20 protein-coding genes are annotated in these 20,446 nt (G+C 65.3%); 3 read left to right on the top strand and 17 right to left on the bottom strand.

The features are described from left to right. Positions 1 to 4: 4 nt before the first annotated feature. The 9 genes from ACIGKL_RS01025 to ACIGKL_RS00985 all read right to left on the bottom strand — a co-directional run bounded on the left by ACIGKL_RS01025 (position 5) and on the right by ACIGKL_RS00985 (position 9,289). A complete protein-coding gene (locus ACIGKL_RS01025; RefSeq protein ID WP_397484880.1) occupies positions 5 to 676 on the bottom strand; it encodes a cytochrome c oxidase subunit 3 in 672 nt (223 codons plus the stop codon). Next, complete coding sequence (gene ctaD, locus ACIGKL_RS01020) at positions 673 to 2,433, bottom strand: cytochrome c oxidase subunit I (protein ID WP_397484879.1); 1,761 nt, start codon at positions 2,431 to 2,433, stop codon at positions 673 to 675. The genes ACIGKL_RS01025 and ctaD overlap by 4 nt, the downstream gene beginning before the upstream one ends. 23 nt (positions 2,434 to 2,456) lie before the next feature. Beyond that, positions 2,457 to 3,899, bottom strand: coding sequence for a c-type cytochrome (locus ACIGKL_RS01015; protein ID WP_397484878.1), 1,443 nt, complete (start codon positions 3,897 to 3,899; stop codon positions 2,457 to 2,459). Positions 3,900 to 4,066: 167 nt separating this feature from the next. Further along, the gene (locus ACIGKL_RS01010; protein ID WP_397484877.1) at positions 4,067 to 4,510 is read right to left on the bottom strand and encodes a thioesterase family protein; all 444 of its coding nucleotides are present in this window, start codon (positions 4,508 to 4,510) and stop codon (positions 4,067 to 4,069) included. Positions 4,511 to 4,601: 91 nt separating this feature from the next. Further along, complete coding sequence (locus ACIGKL_RS01005) at positions 4,602 to 5,291, bottom strand: polysaccharide lyase family 7 protein (RefSeq protein ID WP_397484876.1); 690 nt, start codon at positions 5,289 to 5,291, stop codon at positions 4,602 to 4,604. A 98-nt stretch (positions 5,292 to 5,389) separates the two neighbouring features. Further along, positions 5,390 to 6,184 (bottom strand): ABC transporter ATP-binding protein, encoded by a 795-nt coding sequence (locus ACIGKL_RS01000; RefSeq protein WP_397484875.1) that lies wholly within the window; start codon positions 6,182 to 6,184, stop codon positions 5,390 to 5,392. Positions 6,185 to 6,198: 14 nt separating this feature from the next. Continuing rightward, a complete protein-coding gene (locus ACIGKL_RS00995; RefSeq protein WP_397484874.1) occupies positions 6,199 to 7,191 on the bottom strand; it encodes an ABC transporter permease in 993 nt (330 codons plus the stop codon). Positions 7,192 to 7,247: 56 nt separating this feature from the next. Then, on the bottom strand, positions 7,248 to 8,612 hold the full coding sequence (locus ACIGKL_RS00990; protein WP_397484873.1) for a CmpA/NrtA family ABC transporter substrate-binding protein: 1,365 nt from the start codon (positions 8,610 to 8,612) through the stop codon (positions 7,248 to 7,250). A 362-nt stretch (positions 8,613 to 8,974) separates the two neighbouring features. Next, positions 8,975 to 9,289: a transcriptional regulator gene (locus ACIGKL_RS00985; protein WP_397484872.1), complete on the bottom strand. Its 315-nt coding sequence runs from the start codon at positions 9,287 to 9,289 to the stop codon at positions 8,975 to 8,977. Between the two features lie 148 nt (positions 9,290 to 9,437). On the opposite strand from ACIGKL_RS00985, the gene ACIGKL_RS00980 reads away from it, so the two are divergent. Further along, a complete protein-coding gene (locus ACIGKL_RS00980) occupies positions 9,438 to 9,830 on the top strand; it encodes a lipoprotein (protein ID WP_021445894.1) in 393 nt (130 codons plus the stop codon). 87 nt (positions 9,831 to 9,917) lie between these two features. Here the strand turns inward: ACIGKL_RS00980 and alaC are convergent, their stop codons facing one another. From alaC to acnB, 5 genes are all read right to left on the bottom strand, one after another. Beyond that, positions 9,918 to 11,147 (bottom strand): alanine transaminase, encoded by a 1,230-nt coding sequence (alaC, locus tag ACIGKL_RS00975; RefSeq protein ID WP_397484871.1) that lies wholly within the window; start codon positions 11,145 to 11,147, stop codon positions 9,918 to 9,920. 172 nt (positions 11,148 to 11,319) lie between these two features. After that, the gene (locus ACIGKL_RS00970) at positions 11,320 to 11,898 is read right to left on the bottom strand and encodes an ANTAR domain-containing response regulator (protein ID WP_397484870.1); all 579 of its coding nucleotides are present in this window, start codon (positions 11,896 to 11,898) and stop codon (positions 11,320 to 11,322) included. Positions 11,899 to 11,916: 18 nt separating this feature from the next. Then, positions 11,917 to 13,128 carry a CmpA/NrtA family ABC transporter substrate-binding protein gene (locus ACIGKL_RS00965; RefSeq protein ID WP_397484869.1) on the bottom strand — a complete coding sequence of 404 codons (1,212 nt, stop codon included), beginning with the start codon at positions 13,126 to 13,128 and terminating at the stop codon, positions 11,917 to 11,919. 188 nt (positions 13,129 to 13,316) lie between these two features. Further along, the gene (locus ACIGKL_RS00960; RefSeq protein WP_122109788.1) at positions 13,317 to 13,526 is read right to left on the bottom strand and encodes a YgdI/YgdR family lipoprotein; all 210 of its coding nucleotides are present in this window, start codon (positions 13,524 to 13,526) and stop codon (positions 13,317 to 13,319) included. Positions 13,527 to 13,669: 143 nt separating this feature from the next. After that, on the bottom strand, positions 13,670 to 16,270 hold the full coding sequence (acnB, locus tag ACIGKL_RS00955) for a bifunctional aconitate hydratase 2/2-methylisocitrate dehydratase (RefSeq protein WP_397484868.1): 2,601 nt from the start codon (positions 16,268 to 16,270) through the stop codon (positions 13,670 to 13,672). A gap of 403 nt (positions 16,271 to 16,673) precedes the next feature. Between acnB and ACIGKL_RS00950 the strand changes: the two genes are divergently transcribed. Continuing rightward, positions 16,674 to 17,150 (top strand): DUF1289 domain-containing protein, encoded by a 477-nt coding sequence (locus ACIGKL_RS00950; protein WP_031303887.1) that lies wholly within the window; start codon positions 16,674 to 16,676, stop codon positions 17,148 to 17,150. 128 nt (positions 17,151 to 17,278) lie between these two features. Here ACIGKL_RS00950 and ACIGKL_RS00945 read toward each other — a convergent pair whose 3' ends face one another. After that, on the bottom strand, positions 17,279 to 18,142 hold the full coding sequence (locus tag ACIGKL_RS00945) for a universal stress protein (protein ID WP_397484867.1): 864 nt from the start codon (positions 18,140 to 18,142) through the stop codon (positions 17,279 to 17,281). A 157-nt stretch (positions 18,143 to 18,299) separates the two neighbouring features. Here ACIGKL_RS00945 and ACIGKL_RS00940 point away from each other — a divergent pair, with 157 nt between their 5' ends. Further along, complete coding sequence (locus ACIGKL_RS00940; protein WP_397484866.1) at positions 18,300 to 18,953, top strand: tRNA-(ms[2]io[6]A)-hydroxylase; 654 nt, start codon at positions 18,300 to 18,302, stop codon at positions 18,951 to 18,953. Between the two features lie 259 nt (positions 18,954 to 19,212). Here the strand turns inward: ACIGKL_RS00940 and lpxH are convergent, their stop codons facing one another. After that, entirely contained in the window at positions 19,213 to 19,941 is a 729-nt protein-coding gene (lpxH, locus tag ACIGKL_RS00935; RefSeq protein WP_397484865.1) for a UDP-2,3-diacylglucosamine diphosphatase, read from the bottom strand. A gap of 4 nt (positions 19,942 to 19,945) precedes the next feature. Then, complete coding sequence (locus ACIGKL_RS00930) at positions 19,946 to 20,443, bottom strand: peptidylprolyl isomerase (protein WP_397484864.1); 498 nt, start codon at positions 20,441 to 20,443, stop codon at positions 19,946 to 19,948. Between the last annotated feature and the right edge of the window lie 3 nt (positions 20,444 to 20,446).

The raw sequence follows: 20,446 nt of genomic DNA, 5'->3' as shown, positions 1-20,446 counted from the left end.
CGTTTCACCTCAGGCCGCAGAAGGCGGCGATGGCCTGGTAGGTCTGCGGGCTGCTGGTGAGCACGGCGAACAGCAGCAGCCACAGCCCCAGCAGGTAGTGCCAGTAGCTGGCGCAGAGCTCCACGGCGACGGCGAAGGCCTGCGGCCGGCGCAGCCGCGTGGCCAGGGCCCAGGCCCAGACCGCCAGGCCGCCGAGCAGGTGCAGGCCGTGCAGGCCGGTGAGTAGGTAGAAGAAGCTGTTGGCCGGGTTGCCGGCGAGCGGATAGCCCCAGGCGGCGACGCGTTGCCAGAACCACAGCTGGCCGAGGAGAAACACCAGCGCCAGCAGCCCGCCGGCGGCGAAGGCCAGCTGGCTGGTCGCCATTCGCGAGCGCCGCGCGGCCAGCCGGGCGATCTGCAGGCACAGGCTGGCGACGAGCAGCACGGCGCTGTTGCCCCACAGCGGCCAGGGCTGCGCCAGCGGCGCCAGTGGGTCGGTCAAGGGCTGCCAGTCCCCGACCTGCGAGCGCATCAGCAACGCCAGCAGGAACAGCAGAAACAGTGAGCTGATCGCCGCCAGCAGCAGGCGCAGGCCGACCCGGGCGGTGTGCAGGCGCTCGGCCGGCGTCGTCTCCGCAGGCTGCGGCCAGCCGCCGGGGCCGAGTTCCTCGCCGTCGCGCAGCAAGAGCCGGTTCATGGCCTGTGCTCCGTCGCTGCGTTCTTCATCCGCTGCAGCTCCTCGTCCGACACCGTCTGCGGCACGAAGTCCTGCTCCACCCCCGGCACGCTGTAGTCGTAGGCCCAGCGGTGCACCACCGGCAGGCGGGCGCCCCAGTTGCCGTGCACCGGCGGGGTCTGCGGGGTCTGCCATTCCAGGCTGGCGGCGCGCCAGGGGTTGGCGCCGGCGGGCTTGCCCTTGGCCAGGCTCCAGAACAGGTTGAACAGGAACAGCAGCTGGGCGACGCCGACCACCAGGGCGGCGACGGTGATGAAGGCGTTGAGGTCCTGCGCCGACTGCGGGATGAACTCGTAGTCGTCGAAGGCGTAGTAGCGCCGCGGCATGCCGAGAAACCCCAGGTAGTGCATGGGGAAGTAGATGGCGTAGGTGCCGAGGAAGGTGATCCAGAAATGCAGCTGGCCGAGGCGGTCGTCGAGCAGCCGCCCGGTGATCTTCGGGTACCAGTGGTAGATGGCGCCGAACACCACCAGGATCGGCGCCACGCCCATGACCATGTGGAAGTGGGCGACCACGAAATAGGTGTCCGACAGCGGGATGTCGACTATCACGTTGCCGAGGAACAGCCCGGTCAGGCCGCCGACCAGGAAGGTGAGGATAAAGGCCAGGGCGAACAGCATGGGCACGGTCAGGTGGATGTCGCCCTGCCACAGGGTCAGCACCCAGTTGTACACCTTCAGCGCGGTGGGCACGGCGATGATCAGCGTGGTGATGGCGAAGAAGAAGCCGAAGTAGGGGTTCATGCCGCTGACGTACATGTGGTGCGCCCACACCACGAAGCTCAGCACGCCGATGGCGACTATGGCCCAGACCATCATGCGGTAGCCGAAGATGTTCTTGCGCGCGTGGGTGCTGATCAGGTCGGAGACCAGGCCGAAGGCGGGCAGGGCGACGATGTACACCTCCGGGTGGCCGAAGAACCAGAACAGGTGCTGGAACAGGATCGGGCTGCCGCCCTCGTGCTCCAGCGGCTGGCCGAGGGAGATGATCGCCGGCATGAAGAAGCTGGTGCCGAGCAGGCTGTCGAACAGCATCATCACCGCGCTGACCAGCAGCGCCGGGAACGCCAGCAGGGCGAGGATCGAGGCCATGAAGATGCCCCACACCGACAGCGGCATGCGCATCAGGGTCATGCCGTGGGTGCGTGCCTGCAGCACCGTGGTCACGTAGTTGAGGCCGCCCATGGTGGCGGCGACGATGAAGATCGCCAGCGACACCAGCATCAGCACTATGCCCCAGTCGGTGCCCGGGGTGCCGGCGGTGATCGCCTGCGGCGGATAGAGGGTCCAGCCGGCGCCGGTGGGGCCGCCGGGAACGAAGAAGCTGGCCAGCAGCACCAGCACCGAGAGCAGGTAGAACCAGTAGCTGAGCATGTTGACGTAGGGGAACACCATGTCCCGCGCGCCGACCATCAGCGGGATCAGGTAGTTGCCGAAGCCGCCGAGAAACAGCGCGGTGAGCAGGTAGATGACCATGATCATGCCGTGCAGGGTCATGGCCTGGTAATAGGTGCTGGCGTCCATGAACTCCAGGCTGCCGGGAAAGCCGATCTGCAGGCGCATCAGCCCCGACAGCACCAGGGCGATCAGGCCGACGAAGATCGCCGTCAGTGCGTACTGGATGGCGATGACCTTGTGGTCCTGGCTCCAGATATAGCGCGTCAGGAAGCTGCGCGGCTCGTGCAGGGCCGCGCTTTCGGCTTGGTGCGCATAGGCCATCGCGTCATCCTCCTGCAGGGGGCTCAGGGCGAGGGATCCGCGGCCTCGTCGGCATCGGCGGCGAGGGAGGCGATAAAGGCGGTCAGCGCCTCGAGCTGCGCCGCGTCGACGGCCAGGACCGGCATGATCGCGGCATAGCCCTGCACCACCTGGGCGTTGGGTTGGCGTATCGCCTCTTCAATATAGGCCGCATCGGCCCGGGCCGTGCTGCCGTCGACGAAATCCCGGGGGCTGCCGTACAGCCCGCGCCAGCTCGGGCCGATGCCGGCGCTGCCGTCGAGGCTGTGGCAGGCCAGGCAGCCCAGGCTGGCGGCCAGCGCGCGGCCCTGTTCGGCCGGGCTGGCAGCGTCGTGCTCGCTGGCCGGGGCCTTGTCGCTCAGCGATTGGATCAGGGCGAGCAGGGCGGCCAGTTCCTCCTCGTTCAGGCGGTAGGCCACCATCACCGGCGGAAAACCCTGCACCAGCTTGGCCTGCGGGGCGAGGATGGATTCGCGCAGGTAGGCCTCGTCGGCCTGCAGGCTGCTACCGTCGGCCAGTTGCCGGGTGCTGCCGTACAGGCCCTGCCAGGTCGGTGCCAGGTTGGCGCTGCCGTCGAGGCTGTGGCAGGCCAGGCAGCCGAGGTTCTGCGCCAGCTGGCGGCCCTTGTCCAGCAAGCTGGCGGCGCTCGGCGGCGCGGCGCGCAGGCTCTGGGCGAAGGTCGGCTGGGCGGCCAGCCACTGCTCGAAGGCTGCGGCCTCCTCGACGATCAGGCGCCCGCGCATGTTGAAGTGGGCCACGCCGCAATACTCGGCGCAGAGCACCTCGTAGCGGCCCAGGCGGGTCGGGGTGAACCAGAAGTAGGAAACCATGCCCGGCACCATGTCCATCTTGGCGCGGATCTGCGGCACGTAGAAGTTGTGCAGCACGTCCTTGGAGCGCAGCAGCACCTTCACCGGTTGATCCAGCGGCAGGCGCAGCTCGCCGCCCTGGACCAGCACGTCGTCCGCCGCGGCCGGATCGCCGGGGTCGAGGCCGAAGGGGTTGCGCGGCTCGACCCATTTGATGGCGGAGCGGCCGAGGCGACCGTCGGCCCCGGGGAAACGGTAGGCCCACTGCCATTGCTGGGCCACCACCTCCACCTCGTGGGCCTCGGCGGGCACCCGCACGAAATCGTCGTAGACCACCAGGCCGGGGGCCAGCAGGGCGACGATGCCCAGGCTGGTAATGCCGAACAGCCACCATTCGAGTTTCTTGCTTTCCGGCTGGTAGGCCGCCCGGCGTCCCGCCTTGTGGCGGAAGCGGACGATGGCGATGACCATGAACAGGCACACCGCGACGAAGAACAGCCCGGTGATGAGCAGGGTGATCAGCAGCGCGGTGTCGATGGACACCCAGTTGGACGCCGCCTCGGTGGCCTGCCAGGGGCTGAGCAGGTGAAACAGCACCGAGGCGATCACCAGCAGTATCAAGACGATTGCAAACGCCATGGGGCCGCATCCTGTTCCGGGCGCGCCTGGCTACACGAGGCCCTGCCGGTGGCGAACGGCGTTGCAAATCGCGGCGTCAGGGCTCGGCGGCCCCGGCGCGGGAGCCGTCACTGGCCAGTATAGGCGCTGCCTCGGCGGCTGCCGCCGGTCTGGCTGCGCGCGGCGACTCAGTCGAGGCGATTGACCCGCGGGAACTTGGCGGCGAACTCGGCCGGCATCGGCACCACCCGGGACTGGCGGTAGTCGAAGAACACGAAGCCGGACTTGGCCATGGCCACCAGCGTGCCGTCGGCCGGACGGCTGATGCGGAAGGTGATGTCGCCGCCGTACCTGTTGAAGTCCATCACCCCCACCTCGAACAGCAGCTGGTCGCGGGCATGGGCCTCGGCGCGGTAGGTGGTGGCCAGGTCGGTGACGATGATGCCGGTGCCGTTGCCGTCGGTCTCGCGGATGCCGAACTCGTAGAGAAAACGCGCCCGCGCCTCGGAAATCATCGAGATCATCGAGTCGTTGCCTAGGTGGTTGGCGCCGTTGATGTCGGTGACCCGCACGGTGAGGTGGGTGCTGTAGCAGTACTGGTCTTCGGGGAATTCGAGGGTCAGGCGGGCCATGGGGCGTCTCGGCAGCGGCAAGGAGTGACGATTCTACGTGAGCCGTGTCGGCAGTCGCCGCCATTCGCTGGCTGAATGACGGCGTAGCATCTCAGCGATGCAGGCTGTTCAGATGAAAGAAGGTCACCCGGCCGCCCTCGTCGCTCGGCCCTTCGTTGTCCTGGATATAGGCGCCGGCCTTGAAATACAGCTGCTGTGTGCTCCAGGCGGGGTCGAGCTGGCGGTACAGCGAGCCCTGGTCGCCGTCCTTGCTGACCACGCTGACGCCGAGTCTACCGCTGGGGGTGACGCGCAGGTCGTAGCCGAAGCGCTCGCCCAGTTGCACGTTGTCCGCCAGCAGAATGTTCTGCACCTGGCTGTCGCCGGGTTTCTCGCGCAGCAGCAGTTCCAGGCGGCCGACGCCGCGGCGATAGTGGTACTGCAGCTTGAGCAGCGGATCGTTGTGGCTGCCGGGCTCGTCCTTGCTGTGGATCTGGCCGATCACCACCTTGTTCTTGCTCGGCACCTGGTCGACCCGCAGCACCGCGCTGAGGTAGCTGTCGGCGCTGGCGTGCAGCCAGTTGCTCAGGCTGCCGTCGCTCTGCGTCTCGCGCAGTTCGCTACGCGGGTAGCTGGCGTCGGCGGTGGTGGAGCCGGTCACCGGCACCCAGAAGGTCAGGCTGCCGTCGGCGTTGCGGCGCAGGTACTGGCTCTGGTAGCCGTTGTTCAGCCGCGCGGTGCTGATGGTGGTGGGGCTGGGGTCGGTGGGGATCGAGAGGTTCCAGGTGGTGAGGTCGAGCACGGGCATTCCTTGGTCGAGGGGGGAGCCTCTCTTCGTGTGTCCGTTCGGCCATTGGTTCAACCGCTCCGACCAGCGTGGCAGAGCGGTTGCTGCCCTGGTCAGGCGGCCGGGCGCTGCTGGCGCTGGTAGAGGAACTCCAGCACCGCGGCGCGGTACTCGTGGTAGCGGTTGTCGTGGGCCAGGGCCATGCGCTCGCGCGGGCGCGCCAGCTCCACCTTGAGGATATCGCCGACGGTGGCCGCCGGGCCGTTGCTCATCATCACGATACGGTCGGAGAGCAGCACTGCCTCGTCGACGTCGTGGGTGATCATGATCACCGTGTTGCCCAGTTCGGCGTGGATCTCCATCAGCGAGTCCTGCAGGTGGGCGCGGGTCAGGGCGTCGAGGGCGCCGAAGGGCTCGTCCATCAGCAGCACCTTGGGCTGCATGGCCAGGGCGCGGGCGATGCCGATGCGCTGCTTCATGCCGCCAGAGATCTCACTGGGGCGCTTGTCCCTGGCGTGGGTCATATGTACCAGGGCTAGGTTGTGTTCGATCCAGTCGCGCATCTCGTGGCGGGACTTCTTGCCCTGGAACACCTGGCGTACCGCCAGTTCGACGTTTTGATAGCAGGACAGCCAGGGCAGCAGGCTGTGGTTCTGGAACACCACGGCGCGCTCCGGACCGGGCTCGTCCACTTCGCGGCCGTCGAGGATGACACCGCCGGTGGTGGCCTGGTACAGCCCGGCGACTATGTTGAGCACGGTGGACTTGCCGCAGCCGGAATGGCCGATCAGCGAGACGAACTCGCCCTTGGCGATCTTCAGGTTGACGTTCGAGAGGGCGCAGAACAGGCCCTTGTCGGTGGGGAAGTCGATGCCCACGCCGGTCAGTTCGAGGTGTGTATGGCTCATGAAGGGTCTCCGGATTAGCGCAGTACGGCGTTCTTGTCCCAGCTGAACAGGCGCTGGAGCAGGAGCATCAAACGGTCGAGGGCGAAGCCGATCAGGCCGATGACGATCACCGCCACCATGATCCGGCCGAGGGAATCGGAGCTGCCGTTCTGGAACTCGTCCCAGATGAACTTACCCAGGCCCGGGTTCTGCGCCAGCATTTCGGCGGCGATCAGCACCATCCAGCCGGTACCGAGCGATAGGCGCAGGCCGGTGAAGATCATCGGCAGGGCGGCCGGCAGGACGATGCGCCGCACGTGGGTCAAGGGCGACAGGCGCAGTACCTTGCTCACGTTGTTCAGGTCCTGGTCGATGCCGGCCACGCCGACCGTGGTGTTGATCACCGTCGGCCACAGGCAGCACAGCGCCACGGTGAAGGCCGAGGTGAGGAAGGACTTGGCGAACAGCGGGTCGTCGCTGACATACAGGGCGCTGACCAGCATGGTCACCAGGGGCAGCCAGGCCAGCGGCGAGACCGGCTTGAACACCTGGATCAGCGGGTTGACGGCGGTGTAGATGGTCTTGCTCAAGCCGCAGACGATGCCTAAGGGGATGGCGATCAGCGAGGCGATGGCGAAGCCGGCCATTACCGTATACAGGCTGGTGAAGATCTGCTGCACGAAGGTCGGCTTGCCGGTGTAGGGGCGAATCCTGACCTCGGCCTCCGGATTGTTCGCCAGCAGCTCGGCGTTGCGCTTTTCCTGGCGTGCGTAGAAGGCGCTGGCCTTGTCCTGTTCGCGTAGATGGGCACTGACCAGGCCCTGGAACTGTTCGGAGACCTGCAGCGGGCCGGGAAACTGGCCCAGGCTGGTCTGGATATTGTTGGCCAGGCCCTGCCAGCACAGCAGAAACAGCGCGATGCCCAGCAGCGGCAGTATCACCGGCGCTGCCCAGTGCTTGACCAGCGCCGCGGCGCGGGCGGCCTTGAGGGTTTCTTGGATCGGGGTGGCGACGTTCGGGTTGCTCATCGTCCTGTCCTCTTGCAATCGGGGGAGGGAGCCGGTCAGCCGGCTCCCGGGCGGGGTCAGAGCGTGGCGTCGCCTTTCAGGCCGATCTGGAACTGCTGCAGATAGGCATTGGGTTGGCGGCCGTCGTAGACCACGCCGTCGATGGTGCCCTGCAGGGGGGCGCGGAAGCCGTCGTCATCGGCCGGCGGGAAATCAGCCGCATCGGCCTTGCCCTCGGCCACCAGCTCGGCGGCGGCTGCGCGGTAGATCTGCGGCAGGTACACGCGCTTGGCCATGTCGAAGTACCAGCTGTCCGGCTTGGCCTCGGCGATCTGCCCCCAGCGGCGCATCTGGGTCAGGTACCAGACCGCGTCGGAGTAGTAGGGGTAGGTGGCGTGGTAGCGGAAGAACACGTTGAAATCCGGTACCTCGCGCTTGTCGCCCTTCTCGAACTCGAAGGTGCCGGTCATGGAGTTGGCGATCACCTTGGCATCGGCGCCGACGTACTCCGGACGGGAAAGGATTTCCACCGCCTCGGCGCGGTTGGCGTTGTCGCCTTCGTCCAGCCACTTGCCGGCGCGGATCAATGCCTTGACCACACGCTTGTGGGTCTCCGGGTTGGCTTCGGCCCAGCTCTTGGACACGCCGAAGACCTTCTCCGACATGTTCTTGCGGATGGCGTAGTCGGCCACCACCGGCACGCCGATGCCCTTGAACACCGCGGCTTGGTTCCATGGCTCGCCAACGCTGTAGCCGTGGATGGTGCCGGCTTCCATGGTGGCCGGCATCTGCGGCGGCGGGGTCACCGAGAGCAGCGCCTGGGCATCGATCTGGCCGCTGGTGTCGCCCTTGTGCGGGGCGTAGTAGCCGGGGTGGATGCCGCCGGCCGCCAGCCAGTAGCGCAGCTCGTAGTTGTGGGTGGATACCGGGAACACCATGCCCAGGTTGAAGGCCTTGCCGCTGGCGGCGAACTGGTCGATCACCGGCTTGAGGGCGTCGGCCTTGATCGGGTGCAGCGGCTTGCCGCCGGCCATGGGCACATGCTTCTTCATCTCCTCCCATACCGCGTTGGACATGGTGATGGCGTTGCCATTGAGGTCCATGGTGAAGGCGGTGACTACCTCGGCCTCGGTGCCGAAGCCGATGGTGGCGCCGATCGGTTGGCCGGAGAGCATATGGGCGCCGTCCAGTTCGCCGTCGATCACCCGGTCCAGCAGCACTTTCCAGTTGGCCTGGGCTTCCAGGGTGACGTACAGCCCCTCGTCTTCGAAGAAGCCTTTCTCATAGGCAATGGCCAGTGGCGCCATATCGGTCAGCTTGATAAAGCCGAACTTCAGTTCCTCCTTCTCCGGCTCCGCGGCCAGGGCCAGCGGCGAGAGCAGCAGGGCTACGGCACAGCTCAGGTGCGACAGGGTCTTTTTCAGCGGTATGCGACGGTGCATGGCAATTCCTCAGCTATCAGAAACGAAAAAAGACGTCGCAGACAGCCCGCTGCCGGAGCAGTGGGTGCCTTTGACGTCTTTGTCTATTCGTCCCGATCACCGCCGTTGGCGATCCTAAGACGTGGGTTAGTCCTGACCTAGCAAAGCCTTTGCCAAGTGTGCCGGCAGCGTTCCCGACAATGCATGGCAGAGCCGTCGTGGAGATGAGGAAATGCCTTGTGTATCAAATGGATAGCCTGAGACTTCGACGCGCTTGGGCGGCGCCGTAGCCGACCATCCTGGCGCCGCCAGAGGCGCTCGATGCCCTGCAGCCGTGCAGGGATCTGGCCGCTCAGCCTGCTTTTGGTTCGTATCGCGCGCGTTCAGAGTGCGGGGCTGACCTTGGCTTCCTCGACGAAATCGCGCAGCCAGCGCAGCACCTCCACCGCCTCCCAGCGTGCCGGGTCGAACAGCGCGTAGGCCAGGCCCTGATAGCCGACCACATCCAGTTGGCGGTGGTAGCCGGCGCGCTGCAGCAACGCCTCGATCTCGGCGAAGCAGGTGTTGAAGTGCTGGCGGTTAAAGGGCGTGCGGTTCTCGGTGACGATGCCCTCGAGCTGCAGTTCCTCGACCATTTCGCGCACCCGCTCCAGCGGCATGCGGTTCACCCGGTGTTTCAGCTGCAGTACGTCCAGCATGATGCGGCTCCTGTGCATTGGTTCGAGAGGCCAAGGGTAAACGAAAAATACTGTACAAATAAACAGTGTTGGTGGATAGTGAGGCCACTGCAGCGACATCGACCCGTCCGCCCCGCACGGTGGACGCCTTGCGAGAGGAGAATTGGCAATGCAACAGATGCTGATGACGATTGTGCTATTGGCGGTGCTGAGCGGCTGCGCCCAGCCGCAGATCGAACGGCCGCAGGCCAACGGCGCCTACCTGGTGATCGAGGGCGAGCAGGCCTGGGCCGTGCTGGTGTCCGACGGCCGGCGCGTGGAGGAGGCGGGCAGGGTGCTGGACGTGATCCGTCTGCCCGGGCATCACTCGAGCATCGCCGCCAGCTATGTGATCGACACGCCCAACTGCGGCAAGCTGCAATGGCTGACCGAGCGCCACGGCGCGGCAGAGGGGGAAACCACCCTGCTGCCGGCGGCGTTCAACGAGGAGTTGGCCAGCCCGGGCTGTGTGCTGGCCCAGGGTCTGAGCCGCGCCTGGACGGCGCTGGATTATTCCGGTTGAGCACTTGTAGGGTGCGCCATGCGCACCGACTGTCGCGGGATTGTCCCGGTCGATATGACCAGGGCGCCTCGCGGCGCCCTGGCGGCTTTACTCGCTATCGGCCTTGGCCTTCTTAGCCGGCAGCAGGCCGTCGGCGCGGAACATCGCCTTGATCCCGCGCAGCGCCTGGCGGGTGCGATCCTGGTTCTCGATCAGGGCGAAGCGCACGTGGTCGTCGCCGTAGTCGCCGAAGCCCAGGCCCGGCGAGACGCAGACCTTGGCCTCGGCCAGCAGCTTCTTGGCGAATTCCAGCGAGCCGAGCGGGGCATAGGCCTCGGGGATCTTGGCCCAGACGTACATCGAGGCCTTGGGCTTTTCCACCATCCAGCCGATTTCGTGCAGGCCCTTGACCAGCAGGTTGCGACGCTGGCGGTACTGCTCGGCGATGTCGCGCACGCACTGCTGGTCGCCTTCCAGGGCGGCGATGGCGGCCACCTGCAGCGGAGTGAAGGTGCCGTAGTCGTGGTAGCTCTTGATCCGCGCCAGGGCGGACACGAGTTCTTTGTTGCCGACCATAAAGCCGATGCGCCAGCCGGCCATGTTGTAGCTCTTGGACAGGGTGAAGAACTCCACCGCGATGTCCTTGGCCCCCGGCACCTGCATGATCGACGGCGCCTTCCAGCCGTCGTAGACGATGTCGGCGTAGGCCAGGTCGTGCACCACCAGCACGTCGTACTGCTTGGCCAGGGCCACCACGCGCTCGAAGAAGTCCAGCTCCACGCATTGCGCGGTGGGGTTGGAGGGAAAACCCAAAATCATCATCTTCGGCTTGGGGATGGATTCGCGAATCGCCCGTTCCAGCTCGGCGAAAAAGTCCACTCCCGGCACCAGCGGCACCGAACGCACCTGGGCGCCGGCGATCACCGCGCCGTAGATATGAATGGGGTAGCTGGGATTGGGCACCAGCACGGTGTCGCCATGGTCCAGGGTGGCCAGCATCAGGTGCGCCAGGCCTTCCTTGGAGCCGATGGTGACTATGGCTTCGCTTTCCGGGTCGATGTCCACCGCGTAGCGCTCCTGGTACCAGCGCGAGATGGCGCGGCGCAGGCGCGGGATGCCGCGCGAGGTGGAGTAGCCGTGGGTGTCTTCGCGCTGGGCGACCTGCACCAGCTTCTCGACTATGTGCGGCGGCGTGGCGCCGTCCGGGTTGCCCATGCTGAAGTCGATGATGTCCTCGCCACGGCGGCGGGCGGCCATCTTCAGCTCGGCGGTGATGTTGAACACATAGGGGGGGAGACGATCGATGCGCGCAAAGCGGCGCTTGGCGTTGTCGGCCATGATTTCCTCGAAGTACGTAAGCGCCCGGAACCGTCCGAGCGACGTTGGCCAGTGCGCTGGCCGGAGGCGACGATAAGCCTTTGAGCGGCAAGCTTCAAGCTACAAGTCCCAAGCTGAGCGGTGGCGCAGGATGCCGCTTGTACTTGTGGCTTGCAGCTTGTGGCTTGAAGCTTTAGCTACCGAGCATATCGTGCATGGCGATGATCTGTTCGGCGACCTGGATCAGCTTCTGCTGGCGGCTCATGGCCTGGCGGCGCATCAGGGTGTAGGCCTCTTCCTCGTTGCAGCTCTTCATCTTCATCAGCAGGCCCTTGGCCAGCTCGATGCGCTTGCGTTCGGCCAGCTGGGCATCGCGCGCCTGCAACTGGGCGCGCAGGGCCTGGTCGCTCTCGAAGCGGGCCATGGCCACGTCGAGAATCGGCTGCAGGCGCTGGGCGTGGATGCCTTCGACTATGTAGGCGCTGACCCCGCTCTGGATCGCCTGGCGCATCACGCCGGGGTCGTGCTCGTCGGTGAACATGACGATCGGCCGCGGCTGGTCGCGGCTGACCAGCACCACCTGTTCCATCACGTCGCGGCTGGGGGATTCGGTGTCGATCAGGATCACGTCGGGGCGCACCGCTTCGACCCGCTCGGGCAGGTCGATGGTCAGCCCGGACTCGTCGATCACCTCGAAGCCGGCCTCGATCAGCGCGCACTTGAGGCGGCCGACCTTCTTCGGGGTGTCGTTGATCAGCAGGATACGCAGCATCGTGGACTCTCCGGGCGATTACAGGGCGACAGCCGGGCTGTCGGCCAGGGCATGGAGGCGGAAGCTGCGGGCGTAGCCGGCCGGGTCGCTGCCGTCCCAGCGGGTGCCATCCTGCAGCGTGGCGCTGCGCATGTCCGCGGGTATGGGGATATTCAGCGCCTGCGCGGCCTCGCGGTAAAGCCCCAGTTGTTGCACCTGGTGGGCGACGCCGAGGTAGTCGGGATCGTCGCGCAGCAGGCCCCAGCGGCGGAACTGGGTCATGAACCACATGGCATCGGAGAGGTAGGGCAGGTTCACCGCCCCCTCGCCATGAAAACGCAGCGGATGGGCGTCCTGCCAGGCATGGCCGAGGCCGTCCTGATACTGGCCGAGAAAACGGGGCTGAATGGCCGACAGCGGTGCGTCGACGTAGTCGCGGCCGCTGAGCAGTTGTGCCGTGCTGCGCTTGTTCTCCTCGCCCTCGTCGATGAAGCGGCTGGCTTCCAGTACCGCCATGATCAGCGCGCGGGCGGTATTGGGATACTGCAGGGCGAATTCGCGGGTGCAGCCGAGCACCTTCTCGGGATGATCGGCCCAGATCGACTGACTGGTGGCGACGGTGCAGCCAAGGCCCTCGTCCACCGCCTGCGCGCTCCACGGCTCGCCGACGCAGAGACCGTCGATGCGGCGGGCCTTGAGGTGCGCGATCATCTGCGGCGGCGGCACCACCACGCTGTCGACGTCGTGCAGCGGGTGGATGCCCTGGCTGGCCAGCCAGTAATACAGCCACATGGCGTGGGTGCCGGTGGGGAAGGTCTGGGCGAAGGTCAGGCGTGCACCTTGTTGGTGCGCGTGCTGCTGCAGTGCTTCGCCACTGCTCACGCCTGCGGCCAGCAGCGGCTGCGACAGGTTGATGCTCTGGCCGTTCTGGTTCAGGCCCATCAAGACCGCCATGTCGGTGGCCGGAGCGCCACCCAGGCCGAACTGGACACCGTAGATCAGGCCGTAGAGGCTGTGCGCGGCGTCCAGTTCGCCGCTCAGCAGCTTGTCGCGCAGCCCGGCCCAGGAGCTCTGGCGCTGCAGATTGAGGGTCAGTCCGTGCTTCTCGGCGAAGCCCTGAGTGGCGGCCACTATCACCGAGGCGGCATCGGTCAGGGCCATGAAGCCGATGTTCAGCGTGCGCTTCTCCGGCGCATCGCCGATCCCGGTTCCACCCGGCGCATCGCTGAGGGCTGCTTGTTGTTCGCTCATGTTGCTTGTCCCTTCTCCACGCAAAAAGGCGCCGTACCCACGTCCGCCACTGGGGCAGCAGGGGGCACGACGCCATTGTCGTGAGCGGCTTCCGCCGTTGGAAGCGCTCTGTTATCGGGACTGAAGCAATGCATATGCCATCACGGCCAGCGTGTTGGCGTTTGCCGACCTTGAGGGGGAGGCGCTAGCTAGCGCTCCAGCATCTGCTTGACGTTGCTCTGCGGGATCTGCTGCTTGCGGCCTTCGCTGTCGGTGAACTCGAGCATGCCGGTATCCCGATCCAGCTCCGGTTTGCCGTCGCTGGTGAGCATCTGCCCGTCGGTGGTGGTGATGATGTACTCGCTGCTGCAGCCGGCCAGGCCGAACAGGCACAGGGCGGCGATGATCCATGGCTTCATGATGGTCTCCTGAATGGTCGTATGGGGTGTCCCCAATTCAGAAGGTAGACGCTGCCGTTGCCGCCGCAAGGCGCTGCGACGATTTGCGCTTGCTATAAACAACAAGCCCCGCACGAGGCGGGGCTTGTTCTACAGCGCTTTGATCAGGCCTGAACGACCGGGATCTTGGCGTTGGCCGCCGCTTCGCGGAAGTCGGCGATCTGGTCGAAGCTCAGGTAACGGTAGATGTCGCCAGCCATGCTGTCGATATCCTTGGCGTAAACCATGTACTCCTCGACGGTCGGCAGCTTGCCGAGAATCGAAGCGACCGCGGCCAGTTCGGCAGAGGCCAGGTACACGTTGGCGCCATCGCCCAGACGGTTCGGGAAGTTACGGGTGGAGGTCGACACCACAGTGGAGTTGGCAGCGACGCGAGCCTGGTTACCCATGCACAGCGAGCAGCCCGGCATCTCCATGCGTGCACCGGCCTTGCCGTAGATGCCGTAGTAGCCTTCTTCGGTCAGCTGGTGAGCATCCATCTTGGTCGGCGGCGACAGCCACAGACGGGTCGGGATACCGCCCTTGACCTTGTCCAGCAGCTTGCCGGCGGCGCGGAAGTGACCGATGTTGGTCATGCACGAGCCGATAAACACTTCGTCGATCTTGTCGCCAGCCACGCTGGACAGCAGACGGGCGTCGTCCGGGTCGTTCGGCGCGCACAGTACCGGCTCGTTGAGCTGGGCCAGGTCGATCTCGATCACTTCGGCGTACTCGGCGTCCTTGTCGGCTTCCATCAGTACCGGGTTGGCCAGCCAGGCTTCCATCGCCTGAGCACGACGCTCCAGGGTACGGGCATCGCCGTAGCCTTCGCTGATCATCCAGCGCAGCAGGGTGATGTTGGACTGCAGGTATTCGGCGATGGCCGCTTCCGGCAGCTTGATGGTGCAACCGGCAGCCGAACGCTCGGCGGAGGCGTCGGACAGCTCGAACGCCTGCTCGACGGTCAGGTTGTCCAGGCCTTCGATCTCGAGGATGCGGCCGGAGAAGATGTTCTTCTTGCCTTTCTTCTCGACGGTCAGCAGGCCCTTCTGGATGGCGTAATAGGGGATGGCATGGACCAGGTCACGCAATGTGATACCCGGTTGCATCTTGCCCTTGAAACGCACCAGCACGGATTCCGGCATGTCCAGCGGCATGACGCCGGTGGCGGCGGCGAAGGCGACCAGGCCGGAGCCGGCCGGGAAGGAAATGCCGATCGGGAAACGGGTGTGCGAGTCGCCACCGGTGCCGACGGTGTCAGGCAGCAGCATGCGGTTCAGCCAGCTGTGGATGATGCCGTCGCCCGGACGCAGGGACACGCCGCCACGGGTGCGGATGAAATCCGGCAGGGTGTGGTGGGTGGTGACGTCGATCGGCTTCGGATAGGCCGCGGTGTGGCAGAAGGACTGCATCACCAGGTCGGCGGAGAAGCCCAGGCACGCCAGGTCTTTCAGCTCGTCGCGGGTCATCGGGCCAGTGGTGTCCTGGGAGCCGACGGTGGTCATCTTCGGTTCGCAGTAGGTGCCCGGACGCACGCCTTCGACGCCGCAGGCCTTGCCGACCATCTTCTGCGCCAGGGTGAAGCCCTTGCCGCTGTCAGCCGGCTGCTCCGGCTTCTTGAACAGGTCGGAGGAGCCCAGGCCCAGTTCGGCGCGCGCCTTCTCGGTCAGGCCACGGCCGACGATCAGCGGGATACGGCCGCCAGCGCGGACTTCGTCGAGCAGCACCGGGGTTTTCAGTTCGAAGGTGGTGATGACGTCGTCGGTGCCGTGCTTGCAGACTTTGCCGGCGTACGGGTAGACGTCGATCACGTCGCCCATGTTGATGTTCGAGACGTCGAACTCGATCGGCAGGGCGCCGGCATCTTCCATGGTGTTGTAGAAGATCGGGGCGATCTTGGTGCCGAAGCAGAAGCCGCCAGCGCGCTTGTTCGGCACGTACGGAATGTCGTCGCCGAAGAACCACAGCACCGAGTTGGTGGCGGATTTGCGCGAGGAACCGGTACCGACCACGTCACCGACGTAGGCGACCGGGAAACCCTTGGCCTTGATCTCTTCGATCTGCTTCAGCGGGCCAATGGCGCCTTGCTGCTCCGGCACGATGCCGTCGCGAGCCATTTTCAGCATGGCCAGGGCGTGCAGCGGGATGTCGGGGCGCGACCAGGCGTCCGGGGCAGGGGACAGGTCGTCGGTGTTGGTTTCGCCAGGCACCTTGAACACGGCCAGGCTGTACTTCTCGGCGATGGCCGGCTTGTTGGTGAACCACTCGCCATCGGCCCAGGACTGCATCACGGCTTTGGCGTTGGCATTGCCAGCCTTGGCTTTTTCGGCGACGTCGTGGAAGGCGTCGAACATCAGCAGGGTGTGCTTGAGTTGTTCGGCGGCAACGGTGCCCAGGGTGGCATCGTCCAGCAGCTCGACCATGGTGGCGATGTTGTAGCCGCCCTGCATGGTACCCAACAGCTCGACAGCGCGTTGCTTGCTGATCAGCGGAGAGCTGGCTTCGCCCTTGGCGACGGCAGAGAGGAAACCGGCCTTGACGTAGGCCGCTTCGTCCACGCCTGGCGGTACGCGGTTGGTGATCAGGTCTACGAGGAATTCTTCTTCGCCAGCCGGCGGGTTTTTCAGCAGCTCGACCAGGCCTGCGGTTTGTTCGGCGTTCAGCGGCTGGGGCACGATACCCTGAGCGGCACGCTCTGCTACGTGTTTGCGATAGGCTTCAAGCACAGTTATTACCCTCATCAGTGGTCCCAAAGGGTTGTCCGGGACGCGATCCAGATACTCATGACCAGGCGCTTTTCGACTTTATGAGCCGATCAGCCGAGGTTTCATGAGTCTCTTGTAGAAGCTGCTTTCAAAGTTTTACGCCGGCAGGACGGTTTCTGATGAGGGCTGACGCAGACGCTCGGGGGGACTCCAAGTGGCTGCGTCGCCATCGTACCTGCAGGATCGACTGTGCTCGTGACGCTTTGAAAACAGCTTCCAACGGACATTGGCGCCGTAAAAGGCGGGCCGATTCTAATGGAAAGCGCGGATAAAGTTAAGCCAAAGCCCAGGGCCTGGCGGGGGTGATCTTGCTTAGACAAAGGACTAAGATGCTCGGCCGTTCCGCTGTCTTTACTCTTTTGCCATGTCCAATCAGCGCATCAAGACGCCCTGCGTGGGGCTGTGCTCGACCGTTTACGGCGATGTGGTATGCCGCGGTTGCAAGCGCTTTCACCACGAGGTGATCAACTGGAACAGCTACGGCGACGAGGAAAAGCGCGCCGTGTGGCTGCGCCTGGAAGTGTTGCTGGTGCAGGTGATGACGGCCAAGGTCGAGGTGTTCGACGAGCAGCGCCTGCGCACCCAACTGGAGCAGCGGCAAATCCGCTTCGTGCCGCAGCAGTCGCCCTATTGCTGGGCCTACCAGCTGATCGCGCGCGGCGCGCGGGTGATCAACCAGCTCGATGCCTACGGCATGGCGCTGCTGCCCGAGTTCCGTGGCTGGGCCCTGCCGGAGCTGCGCGACGCCATCGACCGCGAGTTCTTCCTGCTCTCCGAGGCGCACTACGAGCGCTATATCGCGCCGAAATTCCTCCGCGAAGGCCTGGAACTGCGCGTCTGAGGCCGGGTGGCTAGCCCGGATGCAATCCGCCAGCTCGTGCACGGCGATCCACCTCCTGGCTTTTGTCCTGAGCACAAAAAATGCCGCTCGCAATGGCGAGCGGCATTTTTGTCTGGCTGGCGTTTACTTCAGCGTTGCGCCACCAGCTCTTCTAGGTGGGCGATGATCTCGTCCGGCTTGAGCACCAGCACGTCGCTCTCCAGCGAGTCGAGAATCACTTCGGCGGTATTGCCGACCAGGGCGCCGGACAGCCCGGTGCGCGCCACGGTGCCGATCACCGTGACCGCGGCGCTGAGCTGGTGGGCGATCTGCGGGATCAGCACGTCGGCCGGGCCTTCGACTATGTGCAGGCGGTCGTCGCCGATCTCGTATTCGGCCTGGAAGCTCCGGCACTGTTCGCGGTAGCGCGCCTCGATGGTTTCCTTGAGCTGGAAGGTCGGGTCGGCCGCCGACAGCATCGGTGTCGGGTGGGCGCTGATCACGTGCAGTTCGCCCTTGGCCAGGCCGGCGATGTCGTAGCCATGGCTGATGATGCCGGCGTGCAGGGTGCGGTGCTCGCCGTCGGCATTGCCCACGTCCACCGCGGCGAGGATGGTGCCGCCGGTCCAGGGCTTGTCGGTCTTGACCATCAGCACCGGGCCCGGGCAGTAGCGCAACAGCTTCCAGTCGTCGGGGGTGAGGATGGCTTTCTTCAGTGGGTTGTCCGGCAGGTGCTGCTTGACTACCAGGCCGCAGCCTTCGGCCTGCTGCACAGCGATGATGGTCTGGTGCGGGCTGTCGTGCCAGGCCTGCTGGGCGGAGACGGCGTAACCTTCCTCGCTCAGGCTGCTGCTGAGGTCGTTGAGCCAGGCGCTGTGCTCGCCCTTCTTGTCGCACACCAGCAGGTGCAGGCGCGATTGGGTGACTCCGGCTATCAGTTTCGCGCGCTTGAGCGCGAGGCCCTCCGGGTGCTGCGGCTCCATTACCACCAGGATGCTGCGGATCGCTTGCATGGTCGTCTCCCTGAGAATGAGTGGCACTTGTCCAACTATAGCGGCGCGCGGTTGACGGGCTTGTTGACCTGCATCAACGGCGCGCTGGCCGTCTTGGCGCTCACTCGTATAATGGCCCGCCATTGCCAACCCCGCCAGCGTTCGAGAGCGCCACCTGATGATGTCAATTGCCCAGCATATTCCGAGTAAAGGCGAGGAAAGCGCGTCGATCCTGCAGGAAATTCTCGACTTTCTCGGCGGCGTCGCCACCCCGGATGCCTGGCTGGACGAGGCCCTGCGCCAGCAGGAAATCCTCCTGCTCGACCACCGCAACCTGGAATACAAGGCGGCGCAGACGGCGCTGAGCCTGATGGGGCGCTACCTGACCAAGACCGAATTGACCGCGAGAATGTCGCGTTTGGCCCGTGAGGAGTTGGTGCACTTCGAGCAGGTGAGCAAGATCATCCGCGGCCGCGGCATCGAGGTTCGCCATGTTTCCGCCTCGCGCTACGCCGCCGGCCTGCGCGCGCTGCTGCGCGGCGGGGAAGTGGAGCGGCTGGTGGACGTGCTGGTGATCGGCGCCTTTATCGAGGCGCGTTCCTGCGAGCGTTTCGCCGCCCTGGTGCCGCGTCTGGATGCCGAACTGGCCAAGTTCTATGCCGGGCTGCTGGAGAGCGAAGGGCGCCACTATCGGGGCTATCTCAAGCTCGCCTACCTGTATGGCGACTCAGCCGACGTGGATGCACGCATCGAGGTGGTGCGCGCGGTGGAGCAGGAGCTGATCACCACGGCGGACGAGCAGTTCCGTTTCCATAGCGGTGTGCCTGCATAAAAGGCCGCGTAGCGGCCATCTGATGACCCTCTCCCATTTATGGGAGACGACTGCATGGATGCAGGAGGTAGGGCGACGCAGGACGCCAAAGCCGAGGGTGCCCGAAGGGCGGGATAGGGTATTTCAGCGTCCGCCGTTACCCTCTCCCCCAGCCCCTCTCCCGCAAGCGGGAGAGGGGAGCAAAGCCCTGCAGCGTCGTAGCCCGGATGAAATCCGGGGATTTATCGAAAGATCGCCCCGGATTTCATCCGGGCTACGGTCAGGCTGGCGTCAGTTCGAACGGCGCCTGGTTGAAGCCCGTTTCGTCGACCTGCAATGCCCAGCCTTGACGATCCCAGTCGCCCAGCACTATGCGCCGCGCCGCTTGGCCGCTCACGTCCAGTTCGTGCGCCGCCGGCCTATGGGTATGGCCATGGATCAGCGTGCGCACGTCATGCGCGGCCATCACCCGAATCACTTCCTCTGGCGTGACGTCGACAATCTCGCTGGCTTTCATTCGCGTCTGCGCGCGGCTTTCGTTGCGCAGCTTGCGCGCCAGCTTCTGTCGGGTACCGAGCGGCAGGTTGCGCAGGATCAGCAGCGACAGCGGATTGCGCAGCCAGCGGCGCAGCTTCATATAGCCGACGTCCAGGGTGCACAGGCTGTCGCCGTGCATCAGCAGCACGCGCTCTCCGGCCATTTCGACCAGACTGGGATCCTTCAGCAGGGTACAGCCCGCCTCGCGGCAGAAGCGCTGGCCGATGAGGAAGTCGCGGTTGCCGTGCATCAGGTAGGTGCGGGTGCCGGCGTCGCTCAACTGGCGCAGCGCGCGGGCGATTTCATGCTGGAAGGGCGTCATGCCATCGTCGCCGATCCAGACTTCGAAGAAGTCGCCGAGGATGTACAGCGCCTCGGCCTGGCGCGCGCGCGTGGCGAGAAAATGCAGAAACGCCCGGGTGATGTCCGGGCGTTGCTCTTCGAGATGCAGATCGGAGATCAGCAGGATCATCGACTTACTCGGCGACGACTTCGGCCTTCTCGATGATCACGTCGTCGACCGGCACGTCCTGGTGGCCGGATTTCATGGTGGTGGCGACGCCCTTGATCTTCTCGACCACGTCCATGCCTTCGACCACTTCACCGAACACCGCGTAGCCCCAGCCCTGCACGGTCGGTGCGCTGTGGTTGAGGAAGCCGTTGTCGGCGACGTTGATGAAGAACTGCGCGCTGGCCGAATGCGGTTCCATGGTGCGGGCCATGGCGATGGTGCCGACCTTGTTGGCCACGCCGTTGTTGGCTTCGTTCTTGATCGGCGCGCGGGTCGGCTTCTGCTTCATGCCCGGCTCGAAACCGCCGCCCTGGATCATGAAGTTGCCGATCACGCGGTGGAAGATGGTGCCGTCGTAATGGCCTTCCTTCACGTATTGCTCGAAGTTGGCCACGGTTTCCGGGGCCTTGTCGGCGAACAGGTTCAGGGTGATGACGCCGTGGTTGGTGTGCAGTTTGATCATGGG

The sequence above is a fragment of the Pseudomonas sp. NPDC077186 genome (genome assembly GCF_044543505.1).
In the GTDB taxonomy this organism is placed as follows: Bacteria; Pseudomonadota; Gammaproteobacteria; order Pseudomonadales; family Pseudomonadaceae; genus Aquipseudomonas.
Note: the sequence above shows the minus strand (reverse complement) of the source record. Positions and strands in the feature narration are given on the sequence as shown.

What these genes read in the sequence shown, in the direction of transcription:
- ACIGKL_RS01010 (WP_397484877.1), bottom strand. Translation starts at nt 4,510, where the DNA reads ATGGCCCGCCTGACCCTCGAATTCCCCGAAGACCAGTACTGCTACAGC.
- ACIGKL_RS00965 (WP_397484869.1), bottom strand. Translation starts at nt 13,128, where the DNA reads ATGAGCGAACAACAAGCAGCCCTCAGCGATGCGCCGGGTGGAACCGGG.
- ACIGKL_RS00940 (WP_397484866.1), top strand. Translation starts at nt 18,300, where the DNA reads ATGATGTCAATTGCCCAGCATATTCCGAGTAAAGGCGAGGAAAGCGCG.
- ACIGKL_RS01000 (WP_397484875.1), bottom strand. Translation starts at nt 6,184, where the DNA reads ATGAGCCATACACACCTCGAACTGACCGGCGTGGGCATCGACTTCCCC.
- ACIGKL_RS00930 (WP_397484864.1), bottom strand. Translation starts at nt 20,443, where the DNA reads ATGATCAAACTGCACACCAACCACGGCGTCATCACCCTGAACCTGTTC.
- ACIGKL_RS00960 (WP_122109788.1), bottom strand. Translation starts at nt 13,526, where the DNA reads ATGAAGCCATGGATCATCGCCGCCCTGTGCCTGTTCGGCCTGGCCGGC.
- ACIGKL_RS00945 (WP_397484867.1), bottom strand. Translation starts at nt 18,142, where the DNA reads ATGCAAGCGATCCGCAGCATCCTGGTGGTAATGGAGCCGCAGCACCCG.
- ACIGKL_RS01015 (WP_397484878.1), bottom strand. Translation starts at nt 3,899, where the DNA reads ATGGCGTTTGCAATCGTCTTGATACTGCTGGTGATCGCCTCGGTGCTG.
- ACIGKL_RS01025 (WP_397484880.1), bottom strand. Translation starts at nt 676, where the DNA reads ATGAACCGGCTCTTGCTGCGCGACGGCGAGGAACTCGGCCCCGGCGGC.
- ACIGKL_RS00970 (WP_397484870.1), bottom strand. Translation starts at nt 11,898, where the DNA reads ATGCTGCGTATCCTGCTGATCAACGACACCCCGAAGAAGGTCGGCCGC.
- ACIGKL_RS00985 (WP_397484872.1), bottom strand. Translation starts at nt 9,289, where the DNA reads ATGCTGGACGTACTGCAGCTGAAACACCGGGTGAACCGCATGCCGCTG.
- alaC (WP_397484871.1), bottom strand. Translation starts at nt 11,147, where the DNA reads ATGGCCGACAACGCCAAGCGCCGCTTTGCGCGCATCGATCGTCTCCCC.
- ACIGKL_RS00950 (WP_031303887.1), top strand. Translation starts at nt 16,674, where the DNA reads ATGTCCAATCAGCGCATCAAGACGCCCTGCGTGGGGCTGTGCTCGACC.
- ctaD (WP_397484879.1), bottom strand. Translation starts at nt 2,433, where the DNA reads ATGGCCTATGCGCACCAAGCCGAAAGCGCGGCCCTGCACGAGCCGCGC.
- ACIGKL_RS00980 (WP_021445894.1), top strand. Translation starts at nt 9,438, where the DNA reads ATGCAACAGATGCTGATGACGATTGTGCTATTGGCGGTGCTGAGCGGC.
- ACIGKL_RS00995 (WP_397484874.1), bottom strand. Translation starts at nt 7,191, where the DNA reads ATGAGCAACCCGAACGTCGCCACCCCGATCCAAGAAACCCTCAAGGCC.
- lpxH (WP_397484865.1), bottom strand. Translation starts at nt 19,941, where the DNA reads ATGATCCTGCTGATCTCCGATCTGCATCTCGAAGAGCAACGCCCGGAC.
- ACIGKL_RS00990 (WP_397484873.1), bottom strand. Translation starts at nt 8,612, where the DNA reads ATGCACCGTCGCATACCGCTGAAAAAGACCCTGTCGCACCTGAGCTGT.